Origin of the sequence: Cupriavidus sp. OTU4054 (assembly GCF_038440175.1) — a bacterium.
GTDB lineage: Bacteria > Pseudomonadota > Gammaproteobacteria > Burkholderiales > Burkholderiaceae > Cupriavidus > Cupriavidus pauculus_D.
In genome coordinates this window covers 62,361-86,621 of the sequence record NZ_JASATF010000006.1, presented here as the reverse complement: position 1 = coordinate 86,621, position 24,261 = coordinate 62,361, and the positions used below count along the sequence as shown (strand labels likewise).

The following is a 24,261-nucleotide window of genomic DNA, read 5'->3' as shown; positions in this document are numbered from 1 at the left end:
TGTATCGGTCATTATAAAAATATCTTGACCATCTGCCAAGGCTCGGCTAATTTTGTGTCGTTCATTACAGAAAAGGAGCAAGGTATGACGTCACTACAGGGCAAGCGCGCATTCATCACCGGTGGCAGCCGGGGTATCGGCGCCGCCATCGTTCGCCGTTTTGCCGAGGAGGGCGCATCGGTCGCCATCGGGTACGAACGGTCGGCCGGCAAGGCCGAAGCGCTGGCCGAACAGATCCAGGCAGCGGGTGGCCGTGCCGTCGTCATCCAGATGAATGCGGCGGACCCCGCGTCGGTCAGGGGTGCGGTGGATCGCGCGGCCGCGGCGTGGGGCGGTCTCGACATCCTGGTCAATAACGCCGGCATCATCCGCGCGGGCAATATCGAGGACATGACGCTCGAGGACATCGACGCCACGCTCGCGGTGAACGTTCGCGCCGTGATCGTCGCCTCGCAGGCGGCCATTCCCCATATGCGGGACGGCGGCCGCATCATCTCCACGGGCAGCAACCTCGCCGAACGCGTGCCCACCGGCGGCGTCAGCCTGTACTCGGCAAGCAAGGCCGCGCTGATCGCGTGGACCAAGGGACTGGCGCGCGATCTGGGCCCGCGTGGCATTACCGTGAACGTCGTGCATCCGGGCTCGACCGACACCGACATGAACCCCGCGGACAGCGAACGCGCCGACGGACAGCGCGAGCGCATGGCCATCAAGCGCTATGGCAATGCCGACGACGTCGCGGCGCTGTATGCGTTCGTTGCCAGCCCGGCCGCACGCTCGATCAACGGTACCGGCCTCACCGTCGACGGCGGAGCGAACGCATGACGCCCGCCGGCAACCGCCCCGACGCCGCATTGCAGCGTGTGCTGTGGCTGCTGGCACCGGCCATTGCGCTGGTGGTGGGCAGCGAGTTCATCGTGGTGGGCCTGCTGCATCGCATGGCGGCCGATCTCGATCTGCCCCTCGCCACGGCGGGACAGTTGACTGCGCTGTTTGCATTGGCTGCGGCGGTTGCCGGCCCGTTTGTCACGCTCGGGGCGGGCCGGTACGCGCCCCGGCGCGTATTGATCGCCGGACTGGTGTTGTTCGCCATCGGCAATGCCGTGCTGGCGGCGACGTCGAGCTTCGCGCTGATGCTGCTGGCACGGATCGCGCAGGGCGCGGTCTTGCCGGCGTTCATCAGCGTCGGCGCGGCGGAAGTCGCGCGGCTTGCGCCGCCGGATGCGCGTGGACGGGCGCTGGCGCGCGCCAATCTCGGCTTCGTGCTCGGCGTGCTGATTGCATTGCCCGCCGGTATCGCATTGGCCGAAGGCATGAACTGGCGGCTGCCGTTTATCGTGCTCGCCGTTGCGCCCGTGCTGATGGCGGTGGCCATTGCGGGATTGTTCCCACGCGCGGACGCGCATGTGGCACCGGCCGCCGCGAATCAGCTCGGGTTGCTACGCAGTGGCGGCTTTATCGGGCATCTGCTGGCGTCGGTCGCGCTGTTCGCGGCCATGTTCGCTGCCTATACCTATCTTGGCGTCTGGCTCGAGAGCGTGCTGGGCCTGCGGGGCGAAGGTCTCGCGCTGGCACTGCTTGCGTTCGGCGCGATCGGGCTCGGCGGCAATGCGCTGGCCGGGCGCTTTGCCGACCGTACGCCGCTGCTTGCCACCGCGGTGGTCGTGATCGCGCTGGCAGTCTCCGTCAACGCGGCAAGCTGGACACACGGGTTGCTGGCCGCGGCGATCCCGCTCGCGATCTGGAGCCTGACGCACACGGCGGGCGTCACGCTGAGCCAGGTGCGGGTGACGCTCGCGGGCGCGGAAGCCCCCGCGTTTGCGATGACGCTCAACGTGTCGGCCGCCAACCTCGGCATCGCGCTCGGCGCCTCCGCGGGAGGCTGGGCGATCGATCGATGGAGCCTATCCGCGCTCGGCGTGGTGCCGGGGGGGCTGGCGGTGCTGGTGCTGGGCATCCTGTACTGGCTCGATGCGGCCCGCAGTGCCGGCGCGCGTGCGCGGGCGCGGTAGCCGTCCCCACCCCGCGCTCGGGGTCAAGGCCCCGAGTCCGCCCGGCCAGACCACGACGTCGTCGTAGGCATAGAGGCGGCAGTTTGTGAAGCCCATTTCCCGGCAGCGATCCATGGCCTTGTCGATGGACGTGGCGCTGTTGGACCAGAGCGCATAATGGCCCCCGTCGGCGAGCACGAACGCCTTCGGTGCCTTGCGTTCGAGGTACGTGGCATAGCCTTTCTGGGCACGCCGGTACGGCACCGCATCGATATTCTCCGCGGCGGCGTAGCCGGTGGGCGCGGGCAGGGAAGTTTCCACATGCGCGAGCCCCCCTCTGCCCGCCGTCGGCGTGCTGACGATGGAGCTCGTGCCCATGCGCACCAGAATCACATTCGGATAGTCGTAGGCCGCGCCCGACGTGGTATCGACCACCACGCCAATGGCGCCGCCGACGAGCACGTTGCCGAACGCCATGGCTTTCGTGGTGGACTTCACCGTGGCCAGGCCAGGTTCCTGCCCGTCCTTGTCGCATCGCACGGGCATCCACGACCTGAAAGTCTGCTAACCCCCCGCCGGCAGGGTCGCCCGCATCGAGGCCCGCCGATCGAAGGTGCCGAACCAGTCCGCCAGTGCCGGCACGTTGTCGCGCCACGCGAGGTCGGGAAAGCGGAAATCGAGGTAGCCGACCGCGCAGGCGATGGCGATCTGGCCGATGCAGAGCGGGGCGCCGGCGAGCGTGCCTGCTTCCCGGTCGAGGGTGACCAGCGTGGCGTCGTACTTGGCGCGCCACGCGGCGAGCGTGGGCGCGTGTTGCTGTTCGGCGGGGCGCAGCCGTTCGTTACGCCACAGCACGAGCAGATCGGTCAGCCCATGGCCGAGCGCGTGCCAGCGCATCGACTGCATCCGCGCGCGATGGGATTGTGGAAAGAGCCTCGGCGCCGGCGCGATGCCGTCCAGGTACTGGCAGATCAACGTCGTATCCGAGAGCACGAAACCGTCGTCGGTAATCAGCGTCGGAATCTTGTTGAGCGGGTTGATGCGCATAAGCTGCGCATGGCAGCCCGTCATGCCCACCACGGTGTCGATGCACGTGATGCGTTCCGCAAGCCCGAGCTCGTGCGCGGCAACCATGACGCGCCGGACGAACGGGGAGCGGGGCGACCAGCAGAGGCGAAGTTCGCCAGCGCGTGCGCTGGTGCCGGACGCCACGGTAAAGGCGTCGTCGGTGGGGGCGATCACGGTCGTCATGTCATTCTCCACGGATGTTCTGGGACTTGATGAGCTTCGTCCATCGCGCGGTGTCCGCCTTGATGATGGCCGTGAACTCCGCGGGGGTGCCCGGGGCGGGCTCCAGCCCGAGCTGGTCGAGGTTCTTGCGCACCGCCGGCGCGGCCAGCGTGCGGCGCAGCGCCTCGTTGACCTTCTTCACGACGTCTGGCCCGGTGCCTGCGGGTGCCATCAGCCCATACCAGTTGCTGGCCTCGACGTTCGCGATGCCCTGTTCGGCCAGCGTCGGCACGTCGGGCAGGAACGGCAGACGTTTGGGCGCCGCGACGCCGATCGGCCGCAGGCGTTTCGACGTGATGTAGGTCATGAGCCCGGACGTATCGCCGAAGAACGCATCCACCTGCCCGCCGAGCGTGTCGGTAATGGCGGGCGCCGCGCCCTTGTACGCGACGTGCAGGAAGTTCACGTGCGTGGAGATCTTGAACAGCTCGATCGCCATATGCGGCATGCTGCCGATACCCGTGGACGCAAGGCTAGGCGGTTTGCCCGCGGATTGCGCGCGCTTGACGAACGCGGCCGCGCTGGCGACGTTGTCGTCCGGCTTGACCACGAGCACCTCGGGCGTATTGACCACGAGCGAGATCGGCGTGAGGTCCTTCTGCGGATCGTAAGGCAGGCTCGGATACAGCGCGGGATTGATCACGATCGCGCCGGCACTGGTCAGGAACAGCACGGACCCATCCGTGGCCGCGCGCGCCACGGCATTGATCGCAATGGCACCGTTCGCGCCCGGCCGGTTCTCCACGACGACCGTTTGCTTGAGTTCCGCTTCGAGCTGACGCGACAGCGTGCGGGCAAGCGTGTCGGCGGGACCGCCGGCGGGAAAGGCTACGACGAGCCGGGTGATGGGCGCCGCGATGGCGGCAGGCATCAGTAAAACGAGGGCGAGCGCGGCCAACACGCCGCGAAGCGTGGTTCGGGTTTGCATGACGAGGTCTCCTTGAAGGGTGCGGTCGTGACGGTCAGCCGCCCGCGGCACCTTGTGCGTTCACGTACAGCGAATAGATGGAAGTGCAGGAAGCCATCAGCAGCCGGTTACGATGCCGGCCGCCAAAGCAGAGGTTCGCGCATCGTTCGGGCAACGAGATATGGCCGATGGCCTCGCCCTCGGGCGAGAACACGCGCACGCCATCGAGCTCCGGCGTGCCCATGCCCCAGCCGCACCAGAGGTTGCCGTCGACATCCACGCGGAAGCCATCCGGCGTGCCGGGTCCCGCGTCGATCAGCACCCGGCTGTTGTCGAGCGCACCGTCCGCGGTAACGGCGAACGCGCGGATCCGCCGCGGACGCGCGCGGGACTCGATCACGTACAGCGTGCGCTCGTCGGGCGAGAACGCCAGCCCATTGGGGCCACTGATATCGTCGGCGACCACCGTGGCCTGGCCCGTCGTCGGGTCGAGCCGGTAGACGCGCTCCGGCAGTTCCTGCTCGGCCTGTTCGCCCTGGTAGTACCCGGCAATGCCGAACGGCGGATCGGTAAACCAGATCGAGCCATCGGACTTCACGACGATATCGTTAGGCGAGTTCAGGCGCCTGCCCTCGAAGCGGTCCATCAGCACGGTGATGCTGCCGTCGTACTCCGTGCGCGTGATGCGCCGGCCGCCGTGCTCGCAACTGACCAGCCGTCCCTGCCGGTCGCGCGTATTGCCGTTGGCATGGCCCGACGGCGACCGAAAGACGCTGACGATGCCGGTCTCCTCCTCCCACTTGAGGATGCGGTTGTTCGGGATGTCGCTCCACAGCAGATAGCGGCCATCGCCGAACCAGACGGGCCCTTCGGCCCATCGTGAACCGGACGCGATGCGCTCGACGGCGGCGAGTCCCAGCCGGTATTTCTCGAACGCGGGGGTGAGCGCCTGCACGGCCGGATCCGGATAGCGGACCGCGGGCATTGGAAGGGTGGGAATCGTGGTCATGGTCAATTCCTGTGGGCTAGGCGTAGAGCCGCGACGGGTTATGGCGCAACACGGCGTCCGCTCCTGCCTCGTTGGCAAACACGTCCGCGCAGACGCGGCGAATCCAGGCGAGCAACCCGGCTTCGTCCGGCACGGGGTAGGCGATGTTCGGATGCGGCCAGTCCGTGCCCCAGATGGCACGCTCGGGCGCCGCGGCCAGTTGCCGTCTCGCGATGGGAAGTGCCGCCTCGTAGGGCGCCGCGCCGCCGGTGATCCGATCCGCGCCCGACAGCTTGATCCAGACGTTGGGCATCGCGAGGCAGCGTTCCAGCGCGGCAAACGCGGGATAGTCCACGCCCCTGGACGCCTCGACGCGCGCCATATGGTCGATGACGAGCGGCACGCCCTGCGGCAAGAGGACGTCGAGCGCCTCGACCACGTCGCCGACCTCGCCATGCACGAGCGCATGCCACCCGTATGGCCGAATCCGTTCGAGCTGCGCCACCATGCGGCCCGCGTCGGGCTTGCCCCCCAGATGCGACATCAGCCCGAGCCGGATGCCGCGAATACCGCGCGCATGCATCCGCCGCAGATGGTCCTCGTCCACGTCGGGCGAGATCAGCGCCACGCCGCGATAGGCACCCTCGGTGGTATCGAGCGCGGTCAGCACCGCGTCGTGGTCCTCGCCATAGCAGGCGCCCTGCACGAGGACGCCGTGCGTAATCCCGAGCGAGCGATGCAGCGCGCGCAGCGCGGCGAACGGTGCCTCCGGCGGGCGATAGACCGCGTCCGGCGGCAATGGATGGTCGGCGTAGGGGCCGAAGATATGGGTGTGGCAATCCCAGATGTCGTTGCGTGTCTGCATCCTGGTTCTCGATGAAGGTGGTAAGCGCCGGTCTAGTCCGAGCGCGCGCCGGTGTCCCTGACCACCTGCGTCCAGCGCGCGTACTCGGTGTTGATCAACTGCCCATACGCGGCAGCCGTGCCGCCCGTGGGCTCGGCACCCTGCGCGTGCAGCGCCGCGATCGCGTCCGGATCCTGCAGCACCGCCGCAATCTCGCGGTTCAGGCGGCTGACCACGTCAGGCGGCGTATGCGCGGGTGCCACGATGCCCTGCCATGTGCCGGAGTCGAAGCCGGGCACGATGGTCTCGGCCAGCGTCGGCGTATCGGGCAACACCGACACGCGCTGCCGTGTGGTCGCGGCAATGGCGCGCAGGCGACCATCCCTGATGAACGGCAGCGCGGCGTTCAGGCTGCCCGACATCATGAAGTCCAGCCGGCCCGACAACAGGTCCGGGAGCGCGGCCGCATTGCCCTTGTACGGCACGTGATTGAACGTCGTGTGCGTCTTCGCCGCGAACAGCACGCTCGTCAGATGGTCGATGGTCCCGTTGCCCGACGACCCGAAGTTGAGCTTGCCCGGATTCGCCTTGAGTTCGCGCAGAAAATCCTCGGGCGTCCTGATCGGACTCGCCGCATTGACGACCACCACCAGCGGCACCGTCGCCACGTACGCCACCGGCGTGAAAATCCGCGTCGGGTCGAGCTTCGGATTGCGGAACAGCGCGGGCGAGATCGCGATCGACGAGCTGTTGTAGAGCAGCGTATAGCCATCGGCCGCCGATTTGGCGACCTGCTCCGAGGCGATATTGCCGCCCGCGCCGGGGCGATTGTCCACCACCACCTGCTGGCTCAGCCGCTCGCCGAGCTTGCGTGCCACGACACGCGCGATGATGTCGGTCGGGCCCCCGGGCGAGAAGGCCACGACCATTCGTACCGGCTTGTCGGGGTAGTCCGCGGCTTGCGCCGTGGCCAGCCCGCCCGATATCGCGAGCGCGACCGACGCGGCAAGCACGTGCGTGACGGCTCGCATCGCCGCGCGCGCGGGTTTGACGAAAGGCATGATGGCGTTGTCTCCGTTATTGGTATCGATGACGCCGTTGGGTGGAGCCTGTCTAGTCGCAGCGCACGCTCATCCCGCCATCGACGACGAGTTCGGCGCCCGTGACAAAGCGCGCTTCATCGGACGCCAGAAACAATGCGGCATTGGCGGTATCTCGTCCATCGCCCATAAAGCCGAGCGGGATGCGCGCCTGCCGCTGGGCCAGCAGCGCTTCGACATCGCCGCCCGCGCGCTGGCCGGCAAGGCGTGCTTCCACCATCGGCGTATGCATCTGGCCGGGAATGACGGTGTTCACGCGCACTTTCTTCTTCGCATACTCCACGGCCACGACGCGGGAGAACTGGATGACCGCGGCCTTCGCGGACGCATAGCCTACCTGCGCGGCGCCGGTCCATCGGGTGCCCGACGTGGACGCCGTATTGACGATCGCGCCGCCACCCTGTGCCTCCATCAGCGGCAGCACGTACTTGCAGGTCAGGAATACGCTCTTGAGGTTGAAGTCGATCTGCCTGTCCCAGGCCTCTTCGTCGAGATCCACGGGTCCGCCGCGCGCGGAGCCGCCGACGTTGTTCACGAGAATATCCACACGCCCGAAGCGCGCGACGCAGGCATCGACCATGGCTTTCACTTCGGCGGCCTGCGTCACGTCGCAGGTGTGGGCCTCGATCTCGGCGCCGGCGATCGCGCGGACACGGGCGATCGTCTCGTCCATCGCCGACAGGTTCTTGTCCGCGGCAAACACTTTCGCGCCTTCTTCGGCAAAGCGCACGGCGACCGCGCGTCCATTCCCCCAGCCGGGGCCGACGCAGCCCGCGCCGGTTACGAGTACGACCTTGCCGGCGAGCCGGCCTGCTTGTTGTTGCGACATTTCGGGGTGTTCCTGAGAGTGGGATCAGCGTGCGGGGGTGGTGTCGAACGCGAGCGGCTCGCCGTCGGGCGGCATCACCTCGAACGCGTTCACGGTCATGGAAATCAGCGTGTAGTAGCCGGCAAGGCCAACGAGATCGATGACGGCATCGTTGCCGAGCACGGCGATCGCGCGGTCGTAGAGCGGCGCGGGAATGCGATGCGCTTCGTTGAGGCTGCGCACCACGGCGTAGACCGTGGCTTCATCCTCGCGCGAGAATGCCGGCTCGGCACCGGTGCGCAGGGCTTCCACGACGGCCTCATCGACGCCAGCCTTCAGCGCGATGGGCTTGTGCGCCCACCATTCGAACTCGGCACGCCAGAACTGGCCCATCACCAGAATGGCCAGCTCGGACAGGCGCTGCGGCAGCGACGAGTCGTAACGGCAGTATTGCCCCAGCGCCTGCGCTGTCGCGGCGAGGCCGGGCCGATGCAGCCAGACGGCCAGCGGCCCGCGCACCTGGCCGCGCGGGCCGGCCACGATGGCGGCGTGGACCGCGCGCTGGTCGTCGTTCATCTCCGCTGGCTGGAGCGGGGGAATGCGGGTCATGTCGTCTCCGTGTCCTGTATGCGTTTTTAGGTGGAACACGAGCATTCTGCTGACAGTCCGCGCTATCGTCCAATATGTTTTCCGGAGCACAGTCATTCCGAAATAGAATAACTGCTCTGTTCATTCCCGCTGCCCACGAAGGCTCGCCATGGAAATCCGAGATCTCCGAATGTTTCTCACGCTCGCCGAGGAGTTGCACTTCGGCCGCGCGGCCGAGCGTCTGCGTATTTCCCAGCCGCCACTGACCAAGCATATCCAGCAGCTGGAGGCCGAACTCGGCGTCATGCTGTTCGACCGCAACAAGCGCAGCGTGCGCCTGACGCCGTCGGGCCATGCGCTCGTGCAGGAGGCGCGGCGCATCATCGGGCAGGCCGATATGGCGCGCGAGGTCGTGCGGCGCGCCGAGGAAGGGCAGACGGGGACGCTGCGCATCGGCTTCGTCGCGGCGCTGCTCTATATCGGCATGGAAAAGCTCATCGCGCGGCTCGAACGGAATCTGGCGGGTGTGGAGACGGTCTGGGAGGAGATGGGGTCGTCGGAGCAGATCGAGGCGCTACGCCATGACCGCATCGACCTCGGGCTCGGCCAGATCTCGCCTGGAGCGAGCGGGGCGGTCGAGATGCGGATTCACCCGATCGCGCGCACGCCGCTGGTGGCGGCGCTACCGGCGCAGCATCCGCTTGCACAGCGCAAGCGCATCGATCCGGCCGACCTGGCCGGCGAGCCGTTTATCGTGATTCCGCGCGAAAGCGCGCCCGCGTATTTCGATCTGATCGTCGCGACCTGCCTGCGCGCGGGGTTCAGTCCCAATGTGCGGCACTACGCGCGGCATTTGCTGTCGGTTGCCAGCCTCGTGGCATTGGGCCGCGGGGTATCGCTGGTGCCGCGTACGCCGGAACGCGCCCAGTTGCCCGGTGTCGTGCTCAAGCCGCTGGCGGGGGAACCCGCGCAGGCGGAGTACTCGGTGGTATGGCACCCGTCGAACCGGTCGCCGGTGGTGGAGCGGGCGCTGGGCGCGCTGGGCGTGATGTGAGGTCGTGCGCGGGCACGACCTCGCTGTCGTGGGCTTACTCGAGCCGCACGTTGGCGTCCCGCACCACGGTCCCCCATTTCTCGATCTCGCTGTCGACCAGCGACGCGAACTTCGCCGGCGAGCTGCCGACCACCTCCACGCCTTGCTCGCGGAAACGCTTGACCACATCGGCCTCGGCCAGCGACTTCGTGATCTCCGCATTGAGCCGCTGCACGATGTCCTTCGGCGTGCCGGCCGGCGCCTGGATGCCGAACCAGACATTGACCTCGTAGCCCGGTACGCCGGCCTCGGCGACGGTCGGCACGTCCGGCAGCAGCGACGACCGCTGCTGGCCCGTCACCGCGATGGGCCTGAACTTGCCCGCGCGGATCTGGTTGATCACGTTGGGCAGGTTGTCGAACAGCACGTCGATCTCGCCGCCCAGCATCGCCACGACCGCCGGGCCGCTGCCCTTGTAGGGAATATGCGTGAGCTTCGTGCCCGTCATCTTCTCGAACAGCTCCATCGACAGATGGTTGGACGAGCCGGAGCCCGTCGAACCGTAGTTGAGCTTGCCCGGCTGCTTCTTCGCGAACTCGACGATGTCCTTGACCGTGGCGAGGTTGAGGTCGTTGCGCGCGACCAGTACGTTCTGCGTGCTGGCGGCCCACACCACGGGCGTGAAGTCCTTCGTCGCGTTATAGGGCAGCCTGGCGCCGTACAGCGCCGGCAATGCCGCAAAGGGGAGCGGCGTGATCAGCAGCGTGTAGCCATCGGGCGGCGACTTGGCGACGAGCGAGTTGCCGATCAGCGTATTGCCGCCGGGCCGGTTGTCCACGACGACCGACTGCTTCCATTTGGCGGTCAGCTTCTCGCCCACGGTGCGCGCGAGCGTATCGTTGAAGCCGCCCGGCGTGTAGGGTACGACGATGCGGATGGGCTTGTCAGGGTAGGGCTCGGCGGCGGACGCCGCACGCCATGCGGCGGCCCCGGCGAGCGACGACAGTACCCATTTGCATGCGGTTCTTCTGTCAGGCATGTTTTGTCTCCTTCACCTACGATGATTTTTTTATTGGAACTTCACGACATATCCCGGTCCATCGATCAGCGGATACTGCTTGAACAGTTCCTCATCGACTTCGACGCCGAGGCCTGGCGCTTCCGGCGGCACGACGCAGCCGTCGCGGCCGATCTCGAACGTCTTGCCGAACATGTCGCGGAATGGATTGAAGTGCGATACGCAGGCCTCGAAGTAACCGGCGTTCTCGGTCGCGGCGAGGAAATGCAGCGTGGCCGCGTGGTTGAGGCCCGTGGCCGAGCTATGCGCGTGGATTGGAATCCGGAACGCCGATGCCATCGCGGCGATGCGCATGCCTTCGGTAATGCCGCCGGTCTTCGACAGATCGGGCTGCCACACCTGCACCGCGCGGGCCTCCAGCATCTGCGCGAACTCGAAGCGCATAAAGTGGTTTTCGCCCGCGGCAATCGGCACGACCGGCGTGATGCGCGCGGCCTCGCGATACGACGCGAAGTCGTTGCAGGCAAACGGTTCCTCGAGCCATCCGGCCTGGATGTCCGCCAGCACGGGCAGCACACGGCGAACGTCGGCGATCGTGTAGGCCGTGTTCGCGTCGGTCAGGATATCGATGTCGTCACCGACCACCTTGCGGACATGGCGCACGCGTTCGATATCGGCCTTGACCGTATCGCCGATGCGCAGCTTCACCGCCTTGTAGCCCTGCTCGATATACGACTGGGCTTCTTCCGCCAGCGAAGCGGCTGGCTGGTAACCCAGCGCGATACCGCCCGCGTAGGCGGGAATCCGGCGGCGCGATCCGCCGAGCAGCTGGTACAGCGGCATCCTGGCCGCCTTGCCGCGGATATCCCAGAGGGCCATGTCGATGCCCGAGTGCGCCAGCGCGGCACCGGCACCGAGTCCGTGGCTCGAGAACTGCATGCGATGCACGCGTTGCCACGTGCCCACGACGTCCGTGGCATCCATGCCCACGAGCAGCGGCTGCAGCGTGTTGTGGATCAGGCTGACGATGGCGCCGGGGCTGCGGCCCGGATGCGACTCCCCATAACCGACGATGCCTTCGTCGGTCTCCACGCGAATGACGATGGCATCGCGCTTGAGCGTGCTGCCGACGCCCATGGTGACCGTCTTGCCTTCGGGCAGACGGAAGGACAGCGGAATGGCGGTGATGCGGGTGATCTTCATCGGTTGTCTCCTGCGTTCTGTTCTGTTCTGTTCTGTTTTGTTCTGTTTTGTCGGGCGAGTCAGGCGAGCACGGCGCGCGCGATCGCGGCACCCATGTCCTGCGTGGTGGCCTTGCCGCCAAGGTCGGGCGTATGCACGCGGTCGGGGTGCACGAGCACCGCTTCGATGGCCTGCATCACGGAGGCGGCGGCTTCCGGCTGCCCGAGGTGGTCGAGCATCATCGCCGCGGACCAGATCTGGCCGATGGGATTGGCAATGCCTTGTCCGGCGATATCGGGCGCCGAGCCGTGGACGGGCTCGAACATCGACGGATACTTGCGCTCGGGGTTGATATTGGCGCCCGGCGCCACCGCGATGGTGCCGGTCACGCCCGGTCCCAGATCGGAAAGGATGTCGCCGAACAGGTTCGACCCCACCACCACATCGAACCGCTCGGGCGACATCGCGAACCGCGCGGCCAGGATATCGATGTGGTACTGGTCCGTGCGGACCTCCGGATACTCGGCGCCGATGGCCGCGAAGCGCTCGTCCCAGAATGGCATCGAATGGAAGATGCCGTTCGACTTCGTGGCCGAGGTGACGTGGTTGCGGCCCAGCTTGCGCGAGAGCTCGAACGCATAGCGCATGATGCGATCGGTTCCGCGACGCGTGAAAATGGCCTCCTGCGTGACGAACTCGTGCTCGGTGCCCGCGAACATGCGTCCACCCACCTGCGAGTATTCGCCCTCCGTGTTCTCGCGCACGATCCAGAAATCGATATCGCCGGGCTTCTTGTTCGCGAGCGGGCAGGGCACGCCGGGCAGCAGCCGGACCGGCCGCAGGTTCACGTACTGGTCGAACTCGCGGCGGATGGGAATCAGCAGATTCCACAGCGACACGTGGTCGGGCACGCCGGGAAAGCCGACCGCGCCAAGGAAGATCGCGTCCGAGTCGCGCAGGCGCTCGATGCCGTCCGCCGGCATCATGCTGCCCTGCGCGTGGTAGCGCGCGCAACTCCAGTCGTATGTCGTGAACGACAGCTGGAAACCGAACTTTTCGCTGACGGCCTTCAGGACGCGGAGGCCTTCGGGTACGACTTCGTTGCCGATGCCGTCGCCGGGAATCACGGCAATCTTGTAGTGCTGGTTGGTGGTCATGATGGGCGTGCGGGTTATTGAGCGGAACCGGGTTGCGCGAGCAGGGCGACGAGTTCCGGCACGGTGCCCGTCGCGCGCTGGACGTAAGCCCCGGAATAGGTTTCGCGAATGGCCGTGGACGTGGTGTGGCTGGCGCCGATCTCGCGCGCCATCGTGTCGTAGTACGTCATGTCCTTGAGCGCATTGGCAATCGTGAAACGGAAGCCCGAGCCGTCGCCATGCTCGATAAAGGGACGCAGCCGCTCCAGAATCACGCCCGCGCCGCCGCCCTTGGCCAGCACGTCGATCAGCACCTCGGGATTGACGTCCGCGCGCGCCGCGCAGGCGGCCGCCTCCGCGAGCACCGCGGAGAAACCCAGCGATACGAAGTTGTGCAGCAGCTTCAGCCGATGGCCCGAGCCCACGGGGCCGGCGAACGTGATGTTCTCGGCAAAGCTCTGCAGCAAGGGCAGGCATTCGCGATAGAGCGCGGGGTCGCCGCCGACGATCAGGTTCAGCCGGCCCTCCGCCGCTTCCTTGGGGGTACGCGTCATCGGCGCATCGAGGAACTTGCCGCCTGCCTTGTGCACGGCCGCGGCGATGCGCTCGGTGGAGGAAGGGATGGCCGTGGAGCAGTCGATCACGACCGTGCCGGGCCGCAACGCGCTCAGCAGTGCGTTCTGGCTGAACAGCACGTCCTCCACTTCGGGCGTGCCCGTGACGCACAGGATCACGATGTCCGCCTGCGCCGCGAGTTCGGGAATCGTCGCGACCTGACGCGCGCCCGCGGTCAGCAGCGCGTCCAGCGGCTGGTTGCCCGGATGCGCGAGAACGACCAGTGGATGGCCATGCTTCACCACGTTCGTCGCAATGCCATGGCCCATCATGCCGATGCCGATCATGCCTACGGTCTTCATATGGATGTCTCCTGTCGTGGGATGCATGCTTACCGGGGCGCCAGTCCGCCGGCGCAGATGTACTTGACCTCGATATAGTCCTCGATGCCGTATTTCGAGCCTTCGCGTCCGATCCCCGATTCCTTGACGCCGCCGAACGGCGCGACCTCTGTCGAGATCAGCCCTTCGTTCAGGCCGACGATGCCGCATTCGAGCGCTTCCGCCACGCGCCACGAGCGGGCGTAGTCGGTGGTGTAGAAGTACGCGGCGAGGCCGAACGGCGTGTCGTTGGCCATCGCGACGCCTTCCGCCTCGGTCTTGAAGTGGATCAGTGGCGCGACCGGGCCGAATGTCTCCTCGTTCATGAGCTTCGCCTTCGGCGAGACGTCGGTCAGGATCGTCGGCGTAAAGAAACGGCCGCCGAGCGCATGGGGCTTGCCGCCCGTGAACACCTGCGCGCCGAGCGCCACCGCGTCGACGATATGCTCGCGGACCTTCTCGACCGCCGCGTCGTCGATCAGCGGGCCGAGGTCGACGCCCGGGGACATGCCGTCGCCGACCTTCTGCGCTTCCACGGCCACGCGAAGCTTTTCGGCGAACGCGTCGTAGACGCCGTCCTGCACGAAGATCCGGTTCGCGCAGACGCAGGTCTGGCCGGCGTTGCGGAACTTGGAGGCCATGACGCCCGCGACCGCGGCATCGAGGTCGGCATCGTCGAAGATCAGGAACGGCGCGTTGCCGCCCAGTTCCATCGACACCTTCTTGACCGTGCCCGCGCATTGTTCGAGCAGCGTCTTGCCGACTTCCGTGGAACCCGTGAACGACAGCTTGCGGACCACGGGGCTTTTCGTCAGCACGTTGCCCACGACGGACGCGGAGCCCGTCACGACATTGAGCACGCCATCGGGAATGCCCGCTTCCCTGGCAAGCTCGGCCAGTGCCAGCGCCGAGAACGGCGTGGCCGAGGCGGGCTTGATCACGATCGTGCAGCCGGCGGCGAGGGCGGCCCCGGCCTTGCGCGTGATCATCGCGTTGGGGAAATTCCATGGCGTGATGGCCGCGACCACGCCGACCGGCTGCTTGATCACGACGATCCGGCGGTCCGACGACGGGGCGGGAATCACGTCGCCATAGATGCGGCGTGCCTCTTCCGAAAACCACTCGAGGAACCCCGACCCGTAGGCGATCTCGCCGCGCGATTCCTTCAGGGGCTTGCCCTGCTCGAGCGTGAGGATGGTGGCGAGGTCTTCCTGATTCGCCATGCAGAGGTCATACCAGCGGCGCAGCAGCTTGCTGCGCTCGCGCGCGCTCGTGGCGCGCCACGCGGGCAGCGCCTGCTCGGCGGCGGCGATGGCGGACTCGACGTCGGCCGCGGTCATACGGGGCACGGAACCGATGGACTTGCCGGTGGCCGGGTTGGTGACGGGCACGACCTCGCCATCGGAGGCATCGACCCATTGACCGTTGACGTGGCACTGCTGGCGAAACAGGGAGGTGTTCTGAATCTGCATGAAAGCGACTCCGATCGTCGATTGTTGTAGGCGGGGGGAAAGTTCAGGAAATCAGGTTGGCGGGGCGCTCGCCACGGCGTAATGCGGCAAGGCCATCGATCAGCAGCCAGCCCATGGCATTGCGTGTTTCCTCGGTGGCGCTGCCGATATGCGGGCTGAGAAACACGTTGTCGAGTTCGCGATAGCGCGCGTCGATATGGGGTTCGTTCGCAAACACATCGAGCCCGGCCGCAAAGACGTGACCGGACGTCAGCGCGTCGATCAATGCGTCGTCATCGACGATGTCGCCGCGCGAGATATTCGCGACCACGGCACCGCGCGGCAGCGCGGCAAGATGCGCGGCGTCCAGCGCGCCCTTGAGTTGCGGGGAGCCCGGCGCCGCGACCATCAGCATGTCGCTGTGCCGGCAAAGGGCCTCCAGCGTGGGTTGGAAGGTCGCGCCGTCTTCCATGTCGGGCGAGAGGCGGGACCGGTTGTGATAGTGGATCTGCATGCCGAACGCGCGCGCCCGCGCGGCAATGGCCCGGCCGATGCGGCCCATGCCGAAGATGCCGAGCCGCTTGCCGACCAGGCCCTTGCCGAGCAGTTGCGTGGGCGCCCAGCCGGGCCACTGCGCGCTACGCACCATGCGGTCCGCTTCGAAGCCGCGCCTGGCCGCGTTGAGCAACAGCATCATCGCGATCTCCGCGCAGGCATCGCTGAGGACATCGGGGGTGTGGAGGACGTCGATGCCGAGCTCGCGCGCCGTGGCGAGGTCGATATGGTCGTGGCCGACCGAGAGCGTGGCCACGGTCTTCAGCGCCGGCGACAGCTGCCGCAGCAGTTGGCCATCGACGCGTTCGGTCGCCGTCACGAAGAGGACGCTTGCGCCTCGGGCCCGCTCGGCAATGGTTGCGGGGGGCAGCAGCGCATCGCTCTCGTTGAGCGCCACGTCGAAGCGCGCCTGCAGGGCGGCCTCGACCTCCGGCGGCATGCGCCGGCAGACATAGGCCCTTTCCAGCTGACCGGCTTGACTCCCAGTGTGACTTTCTGACCGCATCGAAACCTCTCATCGAACGAGAATGTAAGTTGTATTACAAATTCATCGTATCAATGTGTCAAGCAAATTTATTGGCGGTGCTATGATCGCGTCCATACGGAAACAGGGACACAGCGCATGGAGCAGCGATTACAGGGCGGCAACGAACCGACCCTCGCGGATCGGGTCACGGAGTTGTTATCGGGGCAGATCCGGAAAGGGGTCTATCCGGTCAACGCGCGCCTGCCGACGGAAAAATTCATGACCGAGCAGTTCGGCGTGAGCCGGACCGTGATCCGTGAGGCGATCTCGCGCCTGAAGTCGGAAGGGCTGGTGGAGAGCCGGCAGGGCAGCGGCACGGTCGTGCTCGATCCGACGAGCGCGGAGGTATTCCGCCTGGGCAGCCGATCGGGCCGCGACAATGCCGACCCCGCGCTGGGCGTGGTCCGCATTCTCGAGTTACGGCGTGGCATCGAAGCCGAGATGGCGGCGCTGGCGGCCGTGCGGCGCAGCGATGCGCAGATGACGGAGATTCGTGAAGCGCTGCAGGCGATCGATCGCGCCGTGGATGCCGGCGGCGACGGCGTCGAGGAAGACCTGGCTTTCCATATCGCGGTGTCCCGCGCGACGGGCAATCCGCACTACACCGAACTGCTGGGCATGCTGACGCGATCGCTGCGCGATGCCATCCGCCTGACCCGCGGCAACGAATCGCGCCGCAGCGACCTGACCGCGCAGGTCAGGCGCGAACACGCCGATATCTGCGCGGCCATCGAAGCCCAGGACGCCCCGCGCGCGCGGGAAGCGGCGTTCCTCCATATGCGCAACACGGAGGAACGCATCTCCACGGCGGAGCGCGACTTCTGGACCGGCGACAGCCGCACGGCGGCGCAACGGCTGGCGGGGGCGGATCTGGCGACCGTGCTGCGGCGGGGCGGCTAGCCGCCAGCCAGCCGCCAGCCAGATCATCGATCTTGCGGAAGCAGTTCCGCATCGCTGGCGGCGAGCAGCGCGAGGTTGCTGAGCGGATGCACGCCGCGCCATGCCTGCGAGTCGATCGACGCCACGATCAGGCGCAGCATCGCGGCTTCGATCGTCCGGCATGCAAGACTGAGTCGCGCGGAACCCGCCACGCACAGGAAGACACGGCGCGATAGCGAGGAATCGGAGATGGGCAGGCATGCGTAGGCGCCGGCCGGTTCGTTGGCCAGCGCGCTCCATGGCAGGATCGTCCAGCCCATGCCCGCGCCGACGGCCGACAGCAGTACCGATACCGCGCTCGTTTCCGCCACGAGCGTGAGCTCGAGCCCCGCCGCGATAAAGGCGCGGTCCGTGAGGACCCGCACGGAATTCGGAAAGCTTGGCAACAACAGCGGCAGTTCCGCGACCTCCGCCAGCGTCAGCGGCGCTTCGCCGGACGATGGGCCGGGGCCGACCGCCATGAGGTCCTCGTCGAGCAGCGGCAGCAGATGCATGTTGGGCCGCTGCTGGGAGTCCATCGAGATGCAGATATCGAGCTTCTGCGTCGCCACCAGTTCGGCGAGATCCGCGCTGCTGCCTTCGACGATCTCGACGGTCACGTCGGGGACGTTGTCGGCGACGTACCTGAGCAACGGCACGGCGAGGACGCGCGACGTGCTGGTCGGCAGGCCGACGCGCACATGCCCGGACGGCACATCGCGTCCGTGACGCACGGCCGCATGTGCCTCTTCCATTTGCCGGAGCACCATCTTGGCATGCCGGTAGAGAATCTTGCCGGTCTCGGTCGGGCGCGCGCCGAAGGGACCCCGCACCAGTAACCTGGCATCGAGTTCGGCCTCGAGATTCGCCACATGCTGACTCAGCGACGGCTGCGCGATATGCAGCGCATCCGCGGCGGCGGTAATGCTTTCGAGTTCGACGATGCGGGAAAAATAACGGAGCTGGCGGAAATCCATGATGAGCGCGGCAGGGGACGGATGCCCGACACTAGCACCTCCCGTGCCGGCTGGGCATCGCTGTATGCCCTAGCGGCCGTCCGCGGCGTTCCAAACGGGGACCTCGATATAGCATCCGCCGTTCCCGCCCAGCCCGAACGTCAGCACCGGTGGCCGGCCATGCGGCACCTGCGGGAAGTGCCCGCGATCGCCACCGGCCAGCGATACGCGGAGCCTGCTGCCGGCCGCGAGCGTCCATGCAACGGGCAGCAAAGCGAAGTCGAGGGTCACCGGTTCGCCGGGGACCAGCCGCTCGGCATCCGCGCGCCGGTGCGCCCGGTAGGGCCACGTGGTCCGATATTCAGGCGGGCAGGGCTCCGTCTGCCGATGCGACGCGCGGAGCAGCCCTTCCGTGATGTAGCGCACCGTGCCGTCCGCTTCCACCTCGGAGAGATAGACATAGACGGCGGCATCCGGCTGCGACGATGCGACGTTCAGATGCGCGATCACATGGCCCGCGATGGCCATCGGCGTGGCGACGGGCGCCGAATCGAAATGCGGCAGCCGCGCTTCGTGCTCGGCCCAGTCCGCGTAGTAGTCCTCGATATTCGCGGCGCCAAGACGCTCGTAGCGCGTTTTCCGGCCCGTCGTCCAGTCGAAGCTGACGCGGAACGTGCGTTGGCTTGCCGCCGTTGGGGGGTGCGGCGACAGGGTGTCCCCAGCGCCCAGATACCAGCGTTCGTTGCCGGGCACGGGCGGCCACGCATCGGCCGCATGCCACAGGTTGTCGTGAATGCTGTGATAGTGAATGCGCGATTCGCTATCGAGGCCGGTATCCATCCCCAGCAGATGTTCGTCGAAGAAACGCAGGACCTCGCCCAGCAACGGGAAATCCGAGGCAGGCTTCTCGCGCCACGGCGATACGTTCGTGCGCGCGCCGTGGTCCCACGGACCGAGCAGCAGGCGGTTGTCGTTGTGGGGCAGCGAGAGGAAGCGCGTGATCGCGCCATTGGCGTAGCCGCCGCCGTCGTACCAGCCCGAAATCGAATAGACGGCGACATCGGGTTGGATGCCGTCCAGATAGCGGTATGGACTGCAGCTGCCGGAGTCCAGCGACGGGTCGTGGAACGCCGCGCCGTCGCGATAGGCGAACTCCGGCGCAAGGTCCGCGAGCGTGAAATTGTTGCGGTGCTCGGCGATGGCGGCCGCCAGCAGCGCGCCGTCCGCATCCTCGTCCACGCGCTCCGGACCATGGAAGCGCGCGTCGTTGAAGTACGGAAACTTCGCGACCAGCTCGCGGCGGTCCTGATCGAGCGCGAGCATCAGTTCGTCATAGGCTTCCACCCAGACCTTGGACAGGTTGCCGCCGATATAGAGCTGCTCGCTGTAGATGTCGGAGACCGAGAACAGCGGTGCGATGGCTTTCACGGCGGGGTGGCCCGTGCTGGCCAGGAAGCAGGCCGCGGCGCCGAGGTAAGAGATGCCGGTCGAGCCGATCTTTCCATTCGACCACGTCTGGTTCGCGATCCATTCCGCGACCTCGTGGTAGTCGTCGCGCTCGGAGGGCGAGCGCAATGTATCGCGCGTGCCGAAGCTGGCGCCCGTGCCGCGCACGTCCACGACGACCACGGCATAGCCCTTGGGCACGAAGGCATCGCGGTACTTCGCGGCATTGGGGCTGGCTTCGGCACCGGTGCCCGACAGCCGGAAGCGGCGATAGTAGGGCGTGAAGATGACGACGGTCGGAAAGCTTTCAGGCGCGGACGTGCCGGGCAGGGGCGCGGGCAAATAGATGTCCGCGGCAAGGCGGCATCCGTCGCGCATGGGCAGGTAACGGGAGACGGGCTGCGGCGGGACCGAGAACGCCGAGGGGCGGTTTGCCAGGTAGGCCGAGGGGGCCGTCTTCCAGGCGTGACCCCGGGTATCGTGATCGGACATGAGAGATCGTGGTGGGCGTCAGTAACGCTGCCTATGGTACGAAGGCCGCCATCCTGGGCGGAAAGACGAAATTCCGATTCGAACATAGGCCGATCCTATGGCGCGGCGATAGGGCATGCTGCATTGCAATAGTGCCCGCTCGCCCCAACGGTGGGCAGGGACTTGAGCGTGTACCCGGGGCATAGCTATGTCCTATGTTGGCATCGATAATCCATATTGGTTTCCGGGCGCGGACGTCCATACCATCGCGATGAGAATTTCGTGATTGACCTAGCTTCGATGGGAGAGAACTCGATGTATCGACGCCGCTTTATCGCTTCGGCACTTGCCGCCACCGCCCTGCTGTGCCACGGTCCCGCCAGCGCGCAGGATGCCTATCCTTCCCGGCCGATCCGCCTGATCGTTCCGCAGTCGGCCGGATCCGGTAGCGATGTGGTGGCGCGCCTGCTCAGCGAAAAGCTGTCCCAGGACCTCGGTCAGTCCATCGTCGTCGATAACCGTCCCGGCGCGAACGGCATCGTCGCGATGAGCACGGTGGCGAAGTCCACGCCGGATGGCTATACGCTGCTGCTGACGGGCGTATCGCAGATCAGCTTCAACCCGCACCTGTACGCGTCGCTGCCGTACAACCCGCAGAAGGACTACACGTTCATCTCGCCCGTCGTCGATACGCCGTTCGTGCTGATCGCCAGCAAGGCCAGCGGCATCACGTCCATGCAAGGCTTTATCGAGAAGGCCAGGCAGAAGAGCGGCGGACTGCCGTTCAGCAGCGCGGGCGTCGGCAATAGCACGCACCTCGCCATGGAAATCATCGCGGACAAGCTCGGCCTCAAGCTGACGCACGTGGCCTACAAAGGCTCGGGTCCGGCGCTGACGGGTGTCGTGGCGGGAGAAGTGGATGCGATGGCCAGCGTGCTGGGCACCGCGCTGCCGCAGATCGCGGCGGGCACGGTCGTACCGCTGGCCGTCATCGGCCAGACGCGCGTGAAGGAACTGCCCAACGTGCCGACGCTCAAGGAAGCCGGCATCGACGTGCCGGTCATGCCGAGCTGGTGGGCGCTCGTCGGTCCGGCGGGCATGGATGCCAAGACTGTGGGCAAGCTGAATGCCACGCTGCAGGCCGCGCTGGCCGATCCCCAGATCAAGGCGCGCCTCGCGGCGCTCTATCTCTACCCCGTCGTCGGCACACCCGACGCCATGAAGCAGCGCGCGATCCAGGACTCGAACGTTTGGGGCGACTTCATCAAGAAGCGCGGCATCCAGAGCTCCTGATCTCAGCGATGGCCCCGCATCGCGTCGCCGAGTGTCAGCAGCCGCGTGCAGGGCACGTGCTACAGAAGCAGTCGCGATTCGCGATTCGCGCTTTCGCTATGGCAATTGCAGGCCACATCTGCCACCATGGCGCCCCTTCCACGACGTAGCGGACAAGCGCGGTTCCATCATGGCCTCGAGCAAAGCACACCATGCCACCGGTTGGGCGGCGGCCGTCATCTATGCGGCGGTCGTCGCGAAGCATGGCGGGGCCGGCTGGCACTGGGCGAATATGGCCGGGTTCGTGGCGGCGTTGTTCGGCAGTACCGCGCCTGACTGGATGGAGGTCGCCTGGTGGTCGCGGTCGCGGCGGCTGTGGATCACGCATCGGACGCTCACGCACTGGGGCGTGGGATGGATCGCGCTGCTGGTCGGCGCCTATCACGCGCTGGGCACGCATGCGCTGGCCGCGCCGTTGTTCGGGTTTGCCTGCGGCGGCCTCATGCATCTGCTCGCCGACTGGCCGAACCCGCTCGGGGTGCCGTGGATTGCCGGGCGGCATTCGCTGAACTGGTGGAACAGCGGGCGCTGCGATCTGTTTATCGTGGCGGCGTCATGGCTCGTCGCGGCGGCGGTGTCGGCCGATCTGTGGATGAACGGCAGGCTCAGCGTCGAGCTTCTGCATCATCTGCGCATGCTCTCCTTGTTCCGATAAACGCTGTTCCGCTACCGCTAGGCCAGACGCAGATCCCACAACACATCGAGCACATGCTGCGTCGCGCGTTCCACGTATCCCGCGCGATGGGCGACGCCGAGTCGCCGCCACAATGCCGGCCTCAGCGGCCGCATGACCACGCGCTTGTCGGGCAACGGCGTCGTGGCCTCGTGCGGCAATAGCGCGGCGCCATAGCCCGCCGCCACCAGGCTCTTGATCGCATCGTTGTAGTTGAGCTGGATGCGCGGCGAAGGATGATGACCGGCCGCCGCGAACCATTCCGCCGTCAGCCGCGAGAGACGCGTCGTCGCATCGTTGAGGATCAGCGGCTGGCCGGCAAGCCATGCGGGCGTGACGCGGGCTGGCGACGACCAGTGCGCGGGCACGAAGGCCATGACGGGGTCGCGTCGCCACGGCTTGATCACGAGCCCGGCCACGGGCGGCTGGGGCAGGGCGATCAGCCCGACATCCAGCGTGCCATCGGCCAGTCGGGACAGCGCCTCCTGCGACGTCAGGATCGCGATCTGGATATCGATGGCGGGATGGTGCTTGCGCAGGACTTCCAGCGCCTGCGGCAGCAGATGCGCGATCACGCCTGTGGAGGCCCCGAGCCGGACGCGCCCCTCCAGCCCCTGCACTTGCCGCTGGATATCGTCGAGCGTCTGCTCGGCATCGGCCAGCAGCCGGCGCGCGCGCTCCACGAGCACCTCGCCGATGGCGGACGGCCTGACCTGTCCGCGCTTGCGCGACAGCAGCGGCGCGCCGATCCGTGCCTCCAGTTCGGTGATGTGGAGGCTGACCGTCGGCGGCGCCAGATGCAATGCGCGCGCCGCCTCGGCGAACGAGCCGCGATCGGCAATGGCCACCAGTGTGCGCAGGCGGTCCAGACTGATCTCCCGCATGTCGTGTCTCCAGATTCAGGAAAGCTGAACGATAGGATCATGAAATTCAACTTTTCTTATTGTAGCGACGGGCGGAACATAGGGGCTCGTTTTCTCCCCCACTTTCACCGGAGCTTTCACGCATGCGCTCTCCCCTTGTCTTTATCGACGGCGACCAGGGCACCACCGGGTTGCAGATCCACGAACGGCTGCGCGACCGCACCGACCTGACGCTATCCACGCTGCCGGCGGAGGCGCGCAAGGACCCGCATCGTCGCGCGGAGGCCATCAACGCCTGCGACATCGCCATCCTGTGCCTGCCCGATGCGGCCGCGCGCGAGTCCGTTGCCATGATCGAGAATCCCGCGGTGCGGGTCATCGATGCGAGCTCGGCCCATCGGACGCATCCGGAATGGACATACGGCTTTCCCGAGATGACGCGCGGTCAGGCCGAGCGCATCGCCACCGCGAAGCGCGTGACGAATCCCGGCTGTTACCCGACCGGGGCGATCGCGCTGTTGCGTCCGCTGATGGAAGCGGGGCTGATCCCCGACCATCATCCGATCAGCATCCACGCGGTATCGGGCTACTCGGGGAGCGGCCGCGCGGGCGTGGAGCAGTACGAGGGGCCCGATGCCGGCAACGCGCCGGCCTATCACGTGTATGGGCTTGGGCTTGCCCACAAGCACACGCCGGAGATCCAGCAACTGGCTGGCCTGTCGCATCGGCCGATCTTCCTGCCGTCGATTGGCGCATATCGCCAGGGCATCGTGCTGACCGTGCCGCTCGACCTGCGCCTGCTGGCGCCGGGCACGGATGGCGCCACGCTGCGCGCCTGCCTGGCGCGGCATTACGAAGGCGCGGCGCACGTCAGCGTGGCGCCGCTGCAGGAGGCGGGCGCCGCGACGCTCGATCCGCAGGCGCTGAACGGGACGAACGATCTGCGTCTCAGCGTGTTTGCCAACGACAAGCACGGCCAGGCGGTACTGGCCGCGGTGTTTGACAACCTTGGCAAGGGCGCCTCGGGCGCGGCGGTGCAGAACCTCGACCTGATGCTCGCGCGGCAGGCTTGAGGCGCGGGGGCGGAAGGCGGTCAGTCCGCCTTCCCGTGAAGGCGCGTCCTCAGCGTCTGCTCGTCTGGAAGCGGTCATCAATGAGAGGTAACCACGCTGACAACACCGTTATCGTTTTTGTAGCGTAAGCCACACATCTCCGGTTGTGAAGCACTTACATAAGATCACATTGTGATC

At 66.8% G+C, this 24,261-nt stretch carries 24 protein-coding genes; 7 read left to right on the top strand and 17 right to left on the bottom strand.

All coding sequences use genetic code 11. The features are described 5' to 3' along the window. The first annotated feature begins 84 nt into the window (after nucleotides 1-84). Nucleotides 85-825, top strand: coding sequence for an SDR family NAD(P)-dependent oxidoreductase (locus AAHB16_RS09700; protein WP_342050730.1), 741 nt, complete (start codon nucleotides 85-87; stop codon nucleotides 823-825). Continuing rightward, the gene (locus tag AAHB16_RS09695; protein ID WP_342050729.1) at nucleotides 822-2,012 is read left to right on the top strand and encodes an MFS transporter; all 1,191 of its coding nucleotides are present in this window, start codon (nucleotides 822-824) and stop codon (nucleotides 2,010-2,012) included. The genes AAHB16_RS09700 and AAHB16_RS09695 overlap by 4 nt, the downstream gene beginning before the upstream one ends. On the opposite strand, the gene AAHB16_RS09690 is transcribed toward AAHB16_RS09695, so the two are convergent. The 8 genes from AAHB16_RS09690 to AAHB16_RS09655 are packed head-to-tail and all read right to left on the bottom strand — an operon-like array spanning nucleotide 1,905 to nucleotide 8,537. Next, the gene (locus tag AAHB16_RS09690) at nucleotides 1,905-2,537 is read right to left on the bottom strand and encodes a hypothetical protein (protein WP_342050728.1); all 633 of its coding nucleotides are present in this window, start codon (nucleotides 2,535-2,537) and stop codon (nucleotides 1,905-1,907) included. The two genes, AAHB16_RS09695 and AAHB16_RS09690, sit on opposite strands and share 108 nt — an antisense overlap. 18 nt (nucleotides 2,538-2,555) lie before the next feature. Then, nucleotides 2,556-3,242, bottom strand: coding sequence for a glutathione S-transferase family protein (locus tag AAHB16_RS09685; protein ID WP_342050727.1), 687 nt, complete (start codon nucleotides 3,240-3,242; stop codon nucleotides 2,556-2,558). Between the two features lies 1 nt (nucleotide 3,243). Then, the gene (locus tag AAHB16_RS09680) at nucleotides 3,244-4,209 is read right to left on the bottom strand and encodes a Bug family tripartite tricarboxylate transporter substrate binding protein (RefSeq protein WP_150374901.1); all 966 of its coding nucleotides are present in this window, start codon (nucleotides 4,207-4,209) and stop codon (nucleotides 3,244-3,246) included. 34 nt (nucleotides 4,210-4,243) lie between these two features. Beyond that, a complete protein-coding gene (locus tag AAHB16_RS09675; RefSeq protein ID WP_150374900.1) occupies nucleotides 4,244-5,197 on the bottom strand; it encodes an SMP-30/gluconolactonase/LRE family protein in 954 nt (317 codons plus the stop codon). A gap of 16 nt (nucleotides 5,198-5,213) precedes the next feature. After that, complete coding sequence (locus tag AAHB16_RS09670) at nucleotides 5,214-6,041, bottom strand: amidohydrolase family protein (protein ID WP_150374899.1); 828 nt, start codon at nucleotides 6,039-6,041, stop codon at nucleotides 5,214-5,216. Between the two features lie 32 nt (nucleotides 6,042-6,073). Then, nucleotides 6,074-7,081 carry a Bug family tripartite tricarboxylate transporter substrate binding protein gene (locus AAHB16_RS09665; protein WP_342050726.1) on the bottom strand — a complete coding sequence of 336 codons (1,008 nt, stop codon included), beginning with the start codon at nucleotides 7,079-7,081 and terminating at the stop codon, nucleotides 6,074-6,076. 52 nt (nucleotides 7,082-7,133) lie between these two features. Continuing rightward, entirely contained in the window at nucleotides 7,134-7,949 is an 816-nt protein-coding gene (locus AAHB16_RS09660) for an SDR family NAD(P)-dependent oxidoreductase (protein ID WP_150374898.1), read from the bottom strand. A gap of 24 nt (nucleotides 7,950-7,973) precedes the next feature. Then, a complete protein-coding gene (locus AAHB16_RS09655) occupies nucleotides 7,974-8,537 on the bottom strand; it encodes a carboxymuconolactone decarboxylase family protein (RefSeq protein ID WP_150374897.1) in 564 nt (187 codons plus the stop codon). Between the two features lie 148 nt (nucleotides 8,538-8,685). On the opposite strand from AAHB16_RS09655, the gene AAHB16_RS09650 reads away from it, so the two are divergent. Further along, nucleotides 8,686-9,570 (top strand): LysR family transcriptional regulator, encoded by an 885-nt coding sequence (locus AAHB16_RS09650; RefSeq protein WP_342050725.1) that lies wholly within the window; start codon nucleotides 8,686-8,688, stop codon nucleotides 9,568-9,570. A gap of 34 nt (nucleotides 9,571-9,604) precedes the next feature. Here AAHB16_RS09650 and AAHB16_RS09645 read toward each other — a convergent pair whose 3' ends face one another. From AAHB16_RS09645 to AAHB16_RS09620, 6 genes are read right to left on the bottom strand one after another with little or no spacing between them, the layout of a single operon-like run. After that, on the bottom strand, nucleotides 9,605-10,588 hold the full coding sequence (locus AAHB16_RS09645) for a tripartite tricarboxylate transporter substrate binding protein (protein ID WP_150374895.1): 984 nt from the start codon (nucleotides 10,586-10,588) through the stop codon (nucleotides 9,605-9,607). A 30-nt stretch (nucleotides 10,589-10,618) separates the two neighbouring features. Continuing rightward, the gene (locus AAHB16_RS09640; protein WP_150374894.1) at nucleotides 10,619-11,770 is read right to left on the bottom strand and encodes a mandelate racemase/muconate lactonizing enzyme family protein; all 1,152 of its coding nucleotides are present in this window, start codon (nucleotides 11,768-11,770) and stop codon (nucleotides 10,619-10,621) included. Between the two features lie 59 nt (nucleotides 11,771-11,829). After that, nucleotides 11,830-12,906, bottom strand: coding sequence for a tartrate dehydrogenase (locus AAHB16_RS09635; RefSeq protein ID WP_342050724.1), 1,077 nt, complete (start codon nucleotides 12,904-12,906; stop codon nucleotides 11,830-11,832). A gap of 14 nt (nucleotides 12,907-12,920) precedes the next feature. After that, nucleotides 12,921-13,802 (bottom strand): NAD(P)-dependent oxidoreductase, encoded by an 882-nt coding sequence (locus AAHB16_RS09630; protein WP_263364832.1) that lies wholly within the window; start codon nucleotides 13,800-13,802, stop codon nucleotides 12,921-12,923. Between the two features lie 29 nt (nucleotides 13,803-13,831). Then, on the bottom strand, nucleotides 13,832-15,292 hold the full coding sequence (locus tag AAHB16_RS09625; RefSeq protein WP_150374891.1) for an NAD-dependent succinate-semialdehyde dehydrogenase: 1,461 nt from the start codon (nucleotides 15,290-15,292) through the stop codon (nucleotides 13,832-13,834). 43 nt (nucleotides 15,293-15,335) lie between these two features. After that, nucleotides 15,336-16,265, bottom strand: a complete 930-nt coding sequence (locus AAHB16_RS09620) for a 2-hydroxyacid dehydrogenase (protein WP_223851750.1) — start codon at nucleotides 16,263-16,265, stop codon at nucleotides 15,336-15,338. 183 nt (nucleotides 16,266-16,448) lie between these two features. Between AAHB16_RS09620 and AAHB16_RS09615 the strand changes: the two genes are divergently transcribed. Beyond that, on the top strand, nucleotides 16,449-17,252 hold the full coding sequence (locus AAHB16_RS09615) for a FadR/GntR family transcriptional regulator (protein ID WP_342050723.1): 804 nt from the start codon (nucleotides 16,449-16,451) through the stop codon (nucleotides 17,250-17,252). Between the two features lie 23 nt (nucleotides 17,253-17,275). Here AAHB16_RS09615 and AAHB16_RS09610 read toward each other — a convergent pair whose 3' ends face one another. Together AAHB16_RS09610 and AAHB16_RS09605 are read right to left on the bottom strand one after the other, a co-directional pair. Next, entirely contained in the window at nucleotides 17,276-18,247 is a 972-nt protein-coding gene (locus AAHB16_RS09610; RefSeq protein ID WP_150374888.1) for a LysR substrate-binding domain-containing protein, read from the bottom strand. 69 nt (nucleotides 18,248-18,316) lie between these two features. After that, nucleotides 18,317-20,164, bottom strand: coding sequence for a CocE/NonD family hydrolase (locus tag AAHB16_RS09605; RefSeq protein ID WP_342050722.1), 1,848 nt, complete (start codon nucleotides 20,162-20,164; stop codon nucleotides 18,317-18,319). A gap of 261 nt (nucleotides 20,165-20,425) precedes the next feature. Between AAHB16_RS09605 and AAHB16_RS09600 the strand changes: the two genes are divergently transcribed. Both AAHB16_RS09600 and AAHB16_RS09595 read left to right on the top strand, forming a co-directional pair. Next, entirely contained in the window at nucleotides 20,426-21,436 is a 1,011-nt protein-coding gene (locus AAHB16_RS09600; protein ID WP_342050721.1) for a Bug family tripartite tricarboxylate transporter substrate binding protein, read from the top strand. 169 nt (nucleotides 21,437-21,605) lie between these two features. Then, nucleotides 21,606-22,130: a metal-dependent hydrolase gene (locus AAHB16_RS09595; RefSeq protein ID WP_150374879.1), complete on the top strand. Its 525-nt coding sequence runs from the start codon at nucleotides 21,606-21,608 to the stop codon at nucleotides 22,128-22,130. Between the two features lie 17 nt (nucleotides 22,131-22,147). Here the strand turns inward: AAHB16_RS09595 and AAHB16_RS09590 are convergent, their stop codons facing one another. After that, nucleotides 22,148-23,032: a LysR family transcriptional regulator gene (locus tag AAHB16_RS09590; RefSeq protein ID WP_150374878.1), complete on the bottom strand. Its 885-nt coding sequence runs from the start codon at nucleotides 23,030-23,032 to the stop codon at nucleotides 22,148-22,150. Between the two features lie 122 nt (nucleotides 23,033-23,154). Here AAHB16_RS09590 and argC point away from each other — a divergent pair, with 122 nt between their 5' ends. After that, nucleotides 23,155-24,084 carry an N-acetyl-gamma-glutamyl-phosphate reductase gene (argC, locus tag AAHB16_RS09585; protein ID WP_342050720.1) on the top strand — a complete coding sequence of 310 codons (930 nt, stop codon included), beginning with the start codon at nucleotides 23,155-23,157 and terminating at the stop codon, nucleotides 24,082-24,084. Nucleotides 24,085-24,261: the final 177 nt, after the last annotated feature.

Bases quoted from the DNA above. Each gene is read 5' to 3' on its own strand.
- AAHB16_RS09700 (WP_342050730.1), top strand. From the start codon at position 85: ATGACGTCACTACAGGGCAAGCGCGCATTCATCACCGGTGGCAGCCGG.
- AAHB16_RS09675 (WP_150374900.1), bottom strand. From the start codon at position 5,197: ATGACCACGATTCCCACCCTTCCAATGCCCGCGGTCCGCTATCCGGAT.
- AAHB16_RS09655 (WP_150374897.1), bottom strand. From the start codon at position 8,537: ATGACCCGCATTCCCCCGCTCCAGCCAGCGGAGATGAACGACGACCAG.
- AAHB16_RS09630 (WP_263364832.1), bottom strand. From the start codon at position 13,802: ATGAAGACCGTAGGCATGATCGGCATCGGCATGATGGGCCATGGCATT.
- AAHB16_RS09615 (WP_342050723.1), top strand. From the start codon at position 16,449: ATGGAGCAGCGATTACAGGGCGGCAACGAACCGACCCTCGCGGATCGG.
- AAHB16_RS09590 (WP_150374878.1), bottom strand. From the start codon at position 23,032: ATGCGGGAGATCAGTCTGGACCGCCTGCGCACACTGGTGGCCATTGCC.
- AAHB16_RS09635 (WP_342050724.1), bottom strand. From the start codon at position 12,906: ATGACCACCAACCAGCACTACAAGATTGCCGTGATTCCCGGCGACGGC.
- AAHB16_RS09595 (WP_150374879.1), top strand. From the start codon at position 21,606: ATGGCCTCGAGCAAAGCACACCATGCCACCGGTTGGGCGGCGGCCGTC.
- argC (WP_342050720.1), top strand. From the start codon at position 23,155: ATGCGCTCTCCCCTTGTCTTTATCGACGGCGACCAGGGCACCACCGGG.
- AAHB16_RS09695 (WP_342050729.1), top strand. From the start codon at position 822: ATGACGCCCGCCGGCAACCGCCCCGACGCCGCATTGCAGCGTGTGCTG.
- AAHB16_RS09620 (WP_223851750.1), bottom strand. From the start codon at position 16,265: ATGCCGCCGGAGGTCGAGGCCGCCCTGCAGGCGCGCTTCGACGTGGCG.
- AAHB16_RS09625 (WP_150374891.1), bottom strand. From the start codon at position 15,292: ATGCAGATTCAGAACACCTCCCTGTTTCGCCAGCAGTGCCACGTCAAC.
- AAHB16_RS09660 (WP_150374898.1), bottom strand. From the start codon at position 7,949: ATGTCGCAACAACAAGCAGGCCGGCTCGCCGGCAAGGTCGTACTCGTA.
- AAHB16_RS09670 (WP_150374899.1), bottom strand. From the start codon at position 6,041: ATGCAGACACGCAACGACATCTGGGATTGCCACACCCATATCTTCGGC.
- AAHB16_RS09690 (WP_342050728.1), bottom strand. From the start codon at position 2,537: ATGCCCGTGCGATGCGACAAGGACGGGCAGGAACCTGGCCTGGCCACG.
- AAHB16_RS09665 (WP_342050726.1), bottom strand. From the start codon at position 7,081: ATGCCTTTCGTCAAACCCGCGCGCGCGGCGATGCGAGCCGTCACGCAC.
- AAHB16_RS09680 (WP_150374901.1), bottom strand. From the start codon at position 4,209: ATGCAAACCCGAACCACGCTTCGCGGCGTGTTGGCCGCGCTCGCCCTC.
- AAHB16_RS09685 (WP_342050727.1), bottom strand. From the start codon at position 3,242: ATGACGACCGTGATCGCCCCCACCGACGACGCCTTTACCGTGGCGTCC.
- AAHB16_RS09650 (WP_342050725.1), top strand. From the start codon at position 8,686: ATGGAAATCCGAGATCTCCGAATGTTTCTCACGCTCGCCGAGGAGTTG.
- AAHB16_RS09645 (WP_150374895.1), bottom strand. From the start codon at position 10,588: ATGCCTGACAGAAGAACCGCATGCAAATGGGTACTGTCGTCGCTCGCC.
- AAHB16_RS09605 (WP_342050722.1), bottom strand. From the start codon at position 20,164: ATGTCCGATCACGATACCCGGGGTCACGCCTGGAAGACGGCCCCCTCG.
- AAHB16_RS09640 (WP_150374894.1), bottom strand. From the start codon at position 11,770: ATGAAGATCACCCGCATCACCGCCATTCCGCTGTCCTTCCGTCTGCCC.
- AAHB16_RS09610 (WP_150374888.1), bottom strand. From the start codon at position 18,247: ATGGATTTCCGCCAGCTCCGTTATTTTTCCCGCATCGTCGAACTCGAA.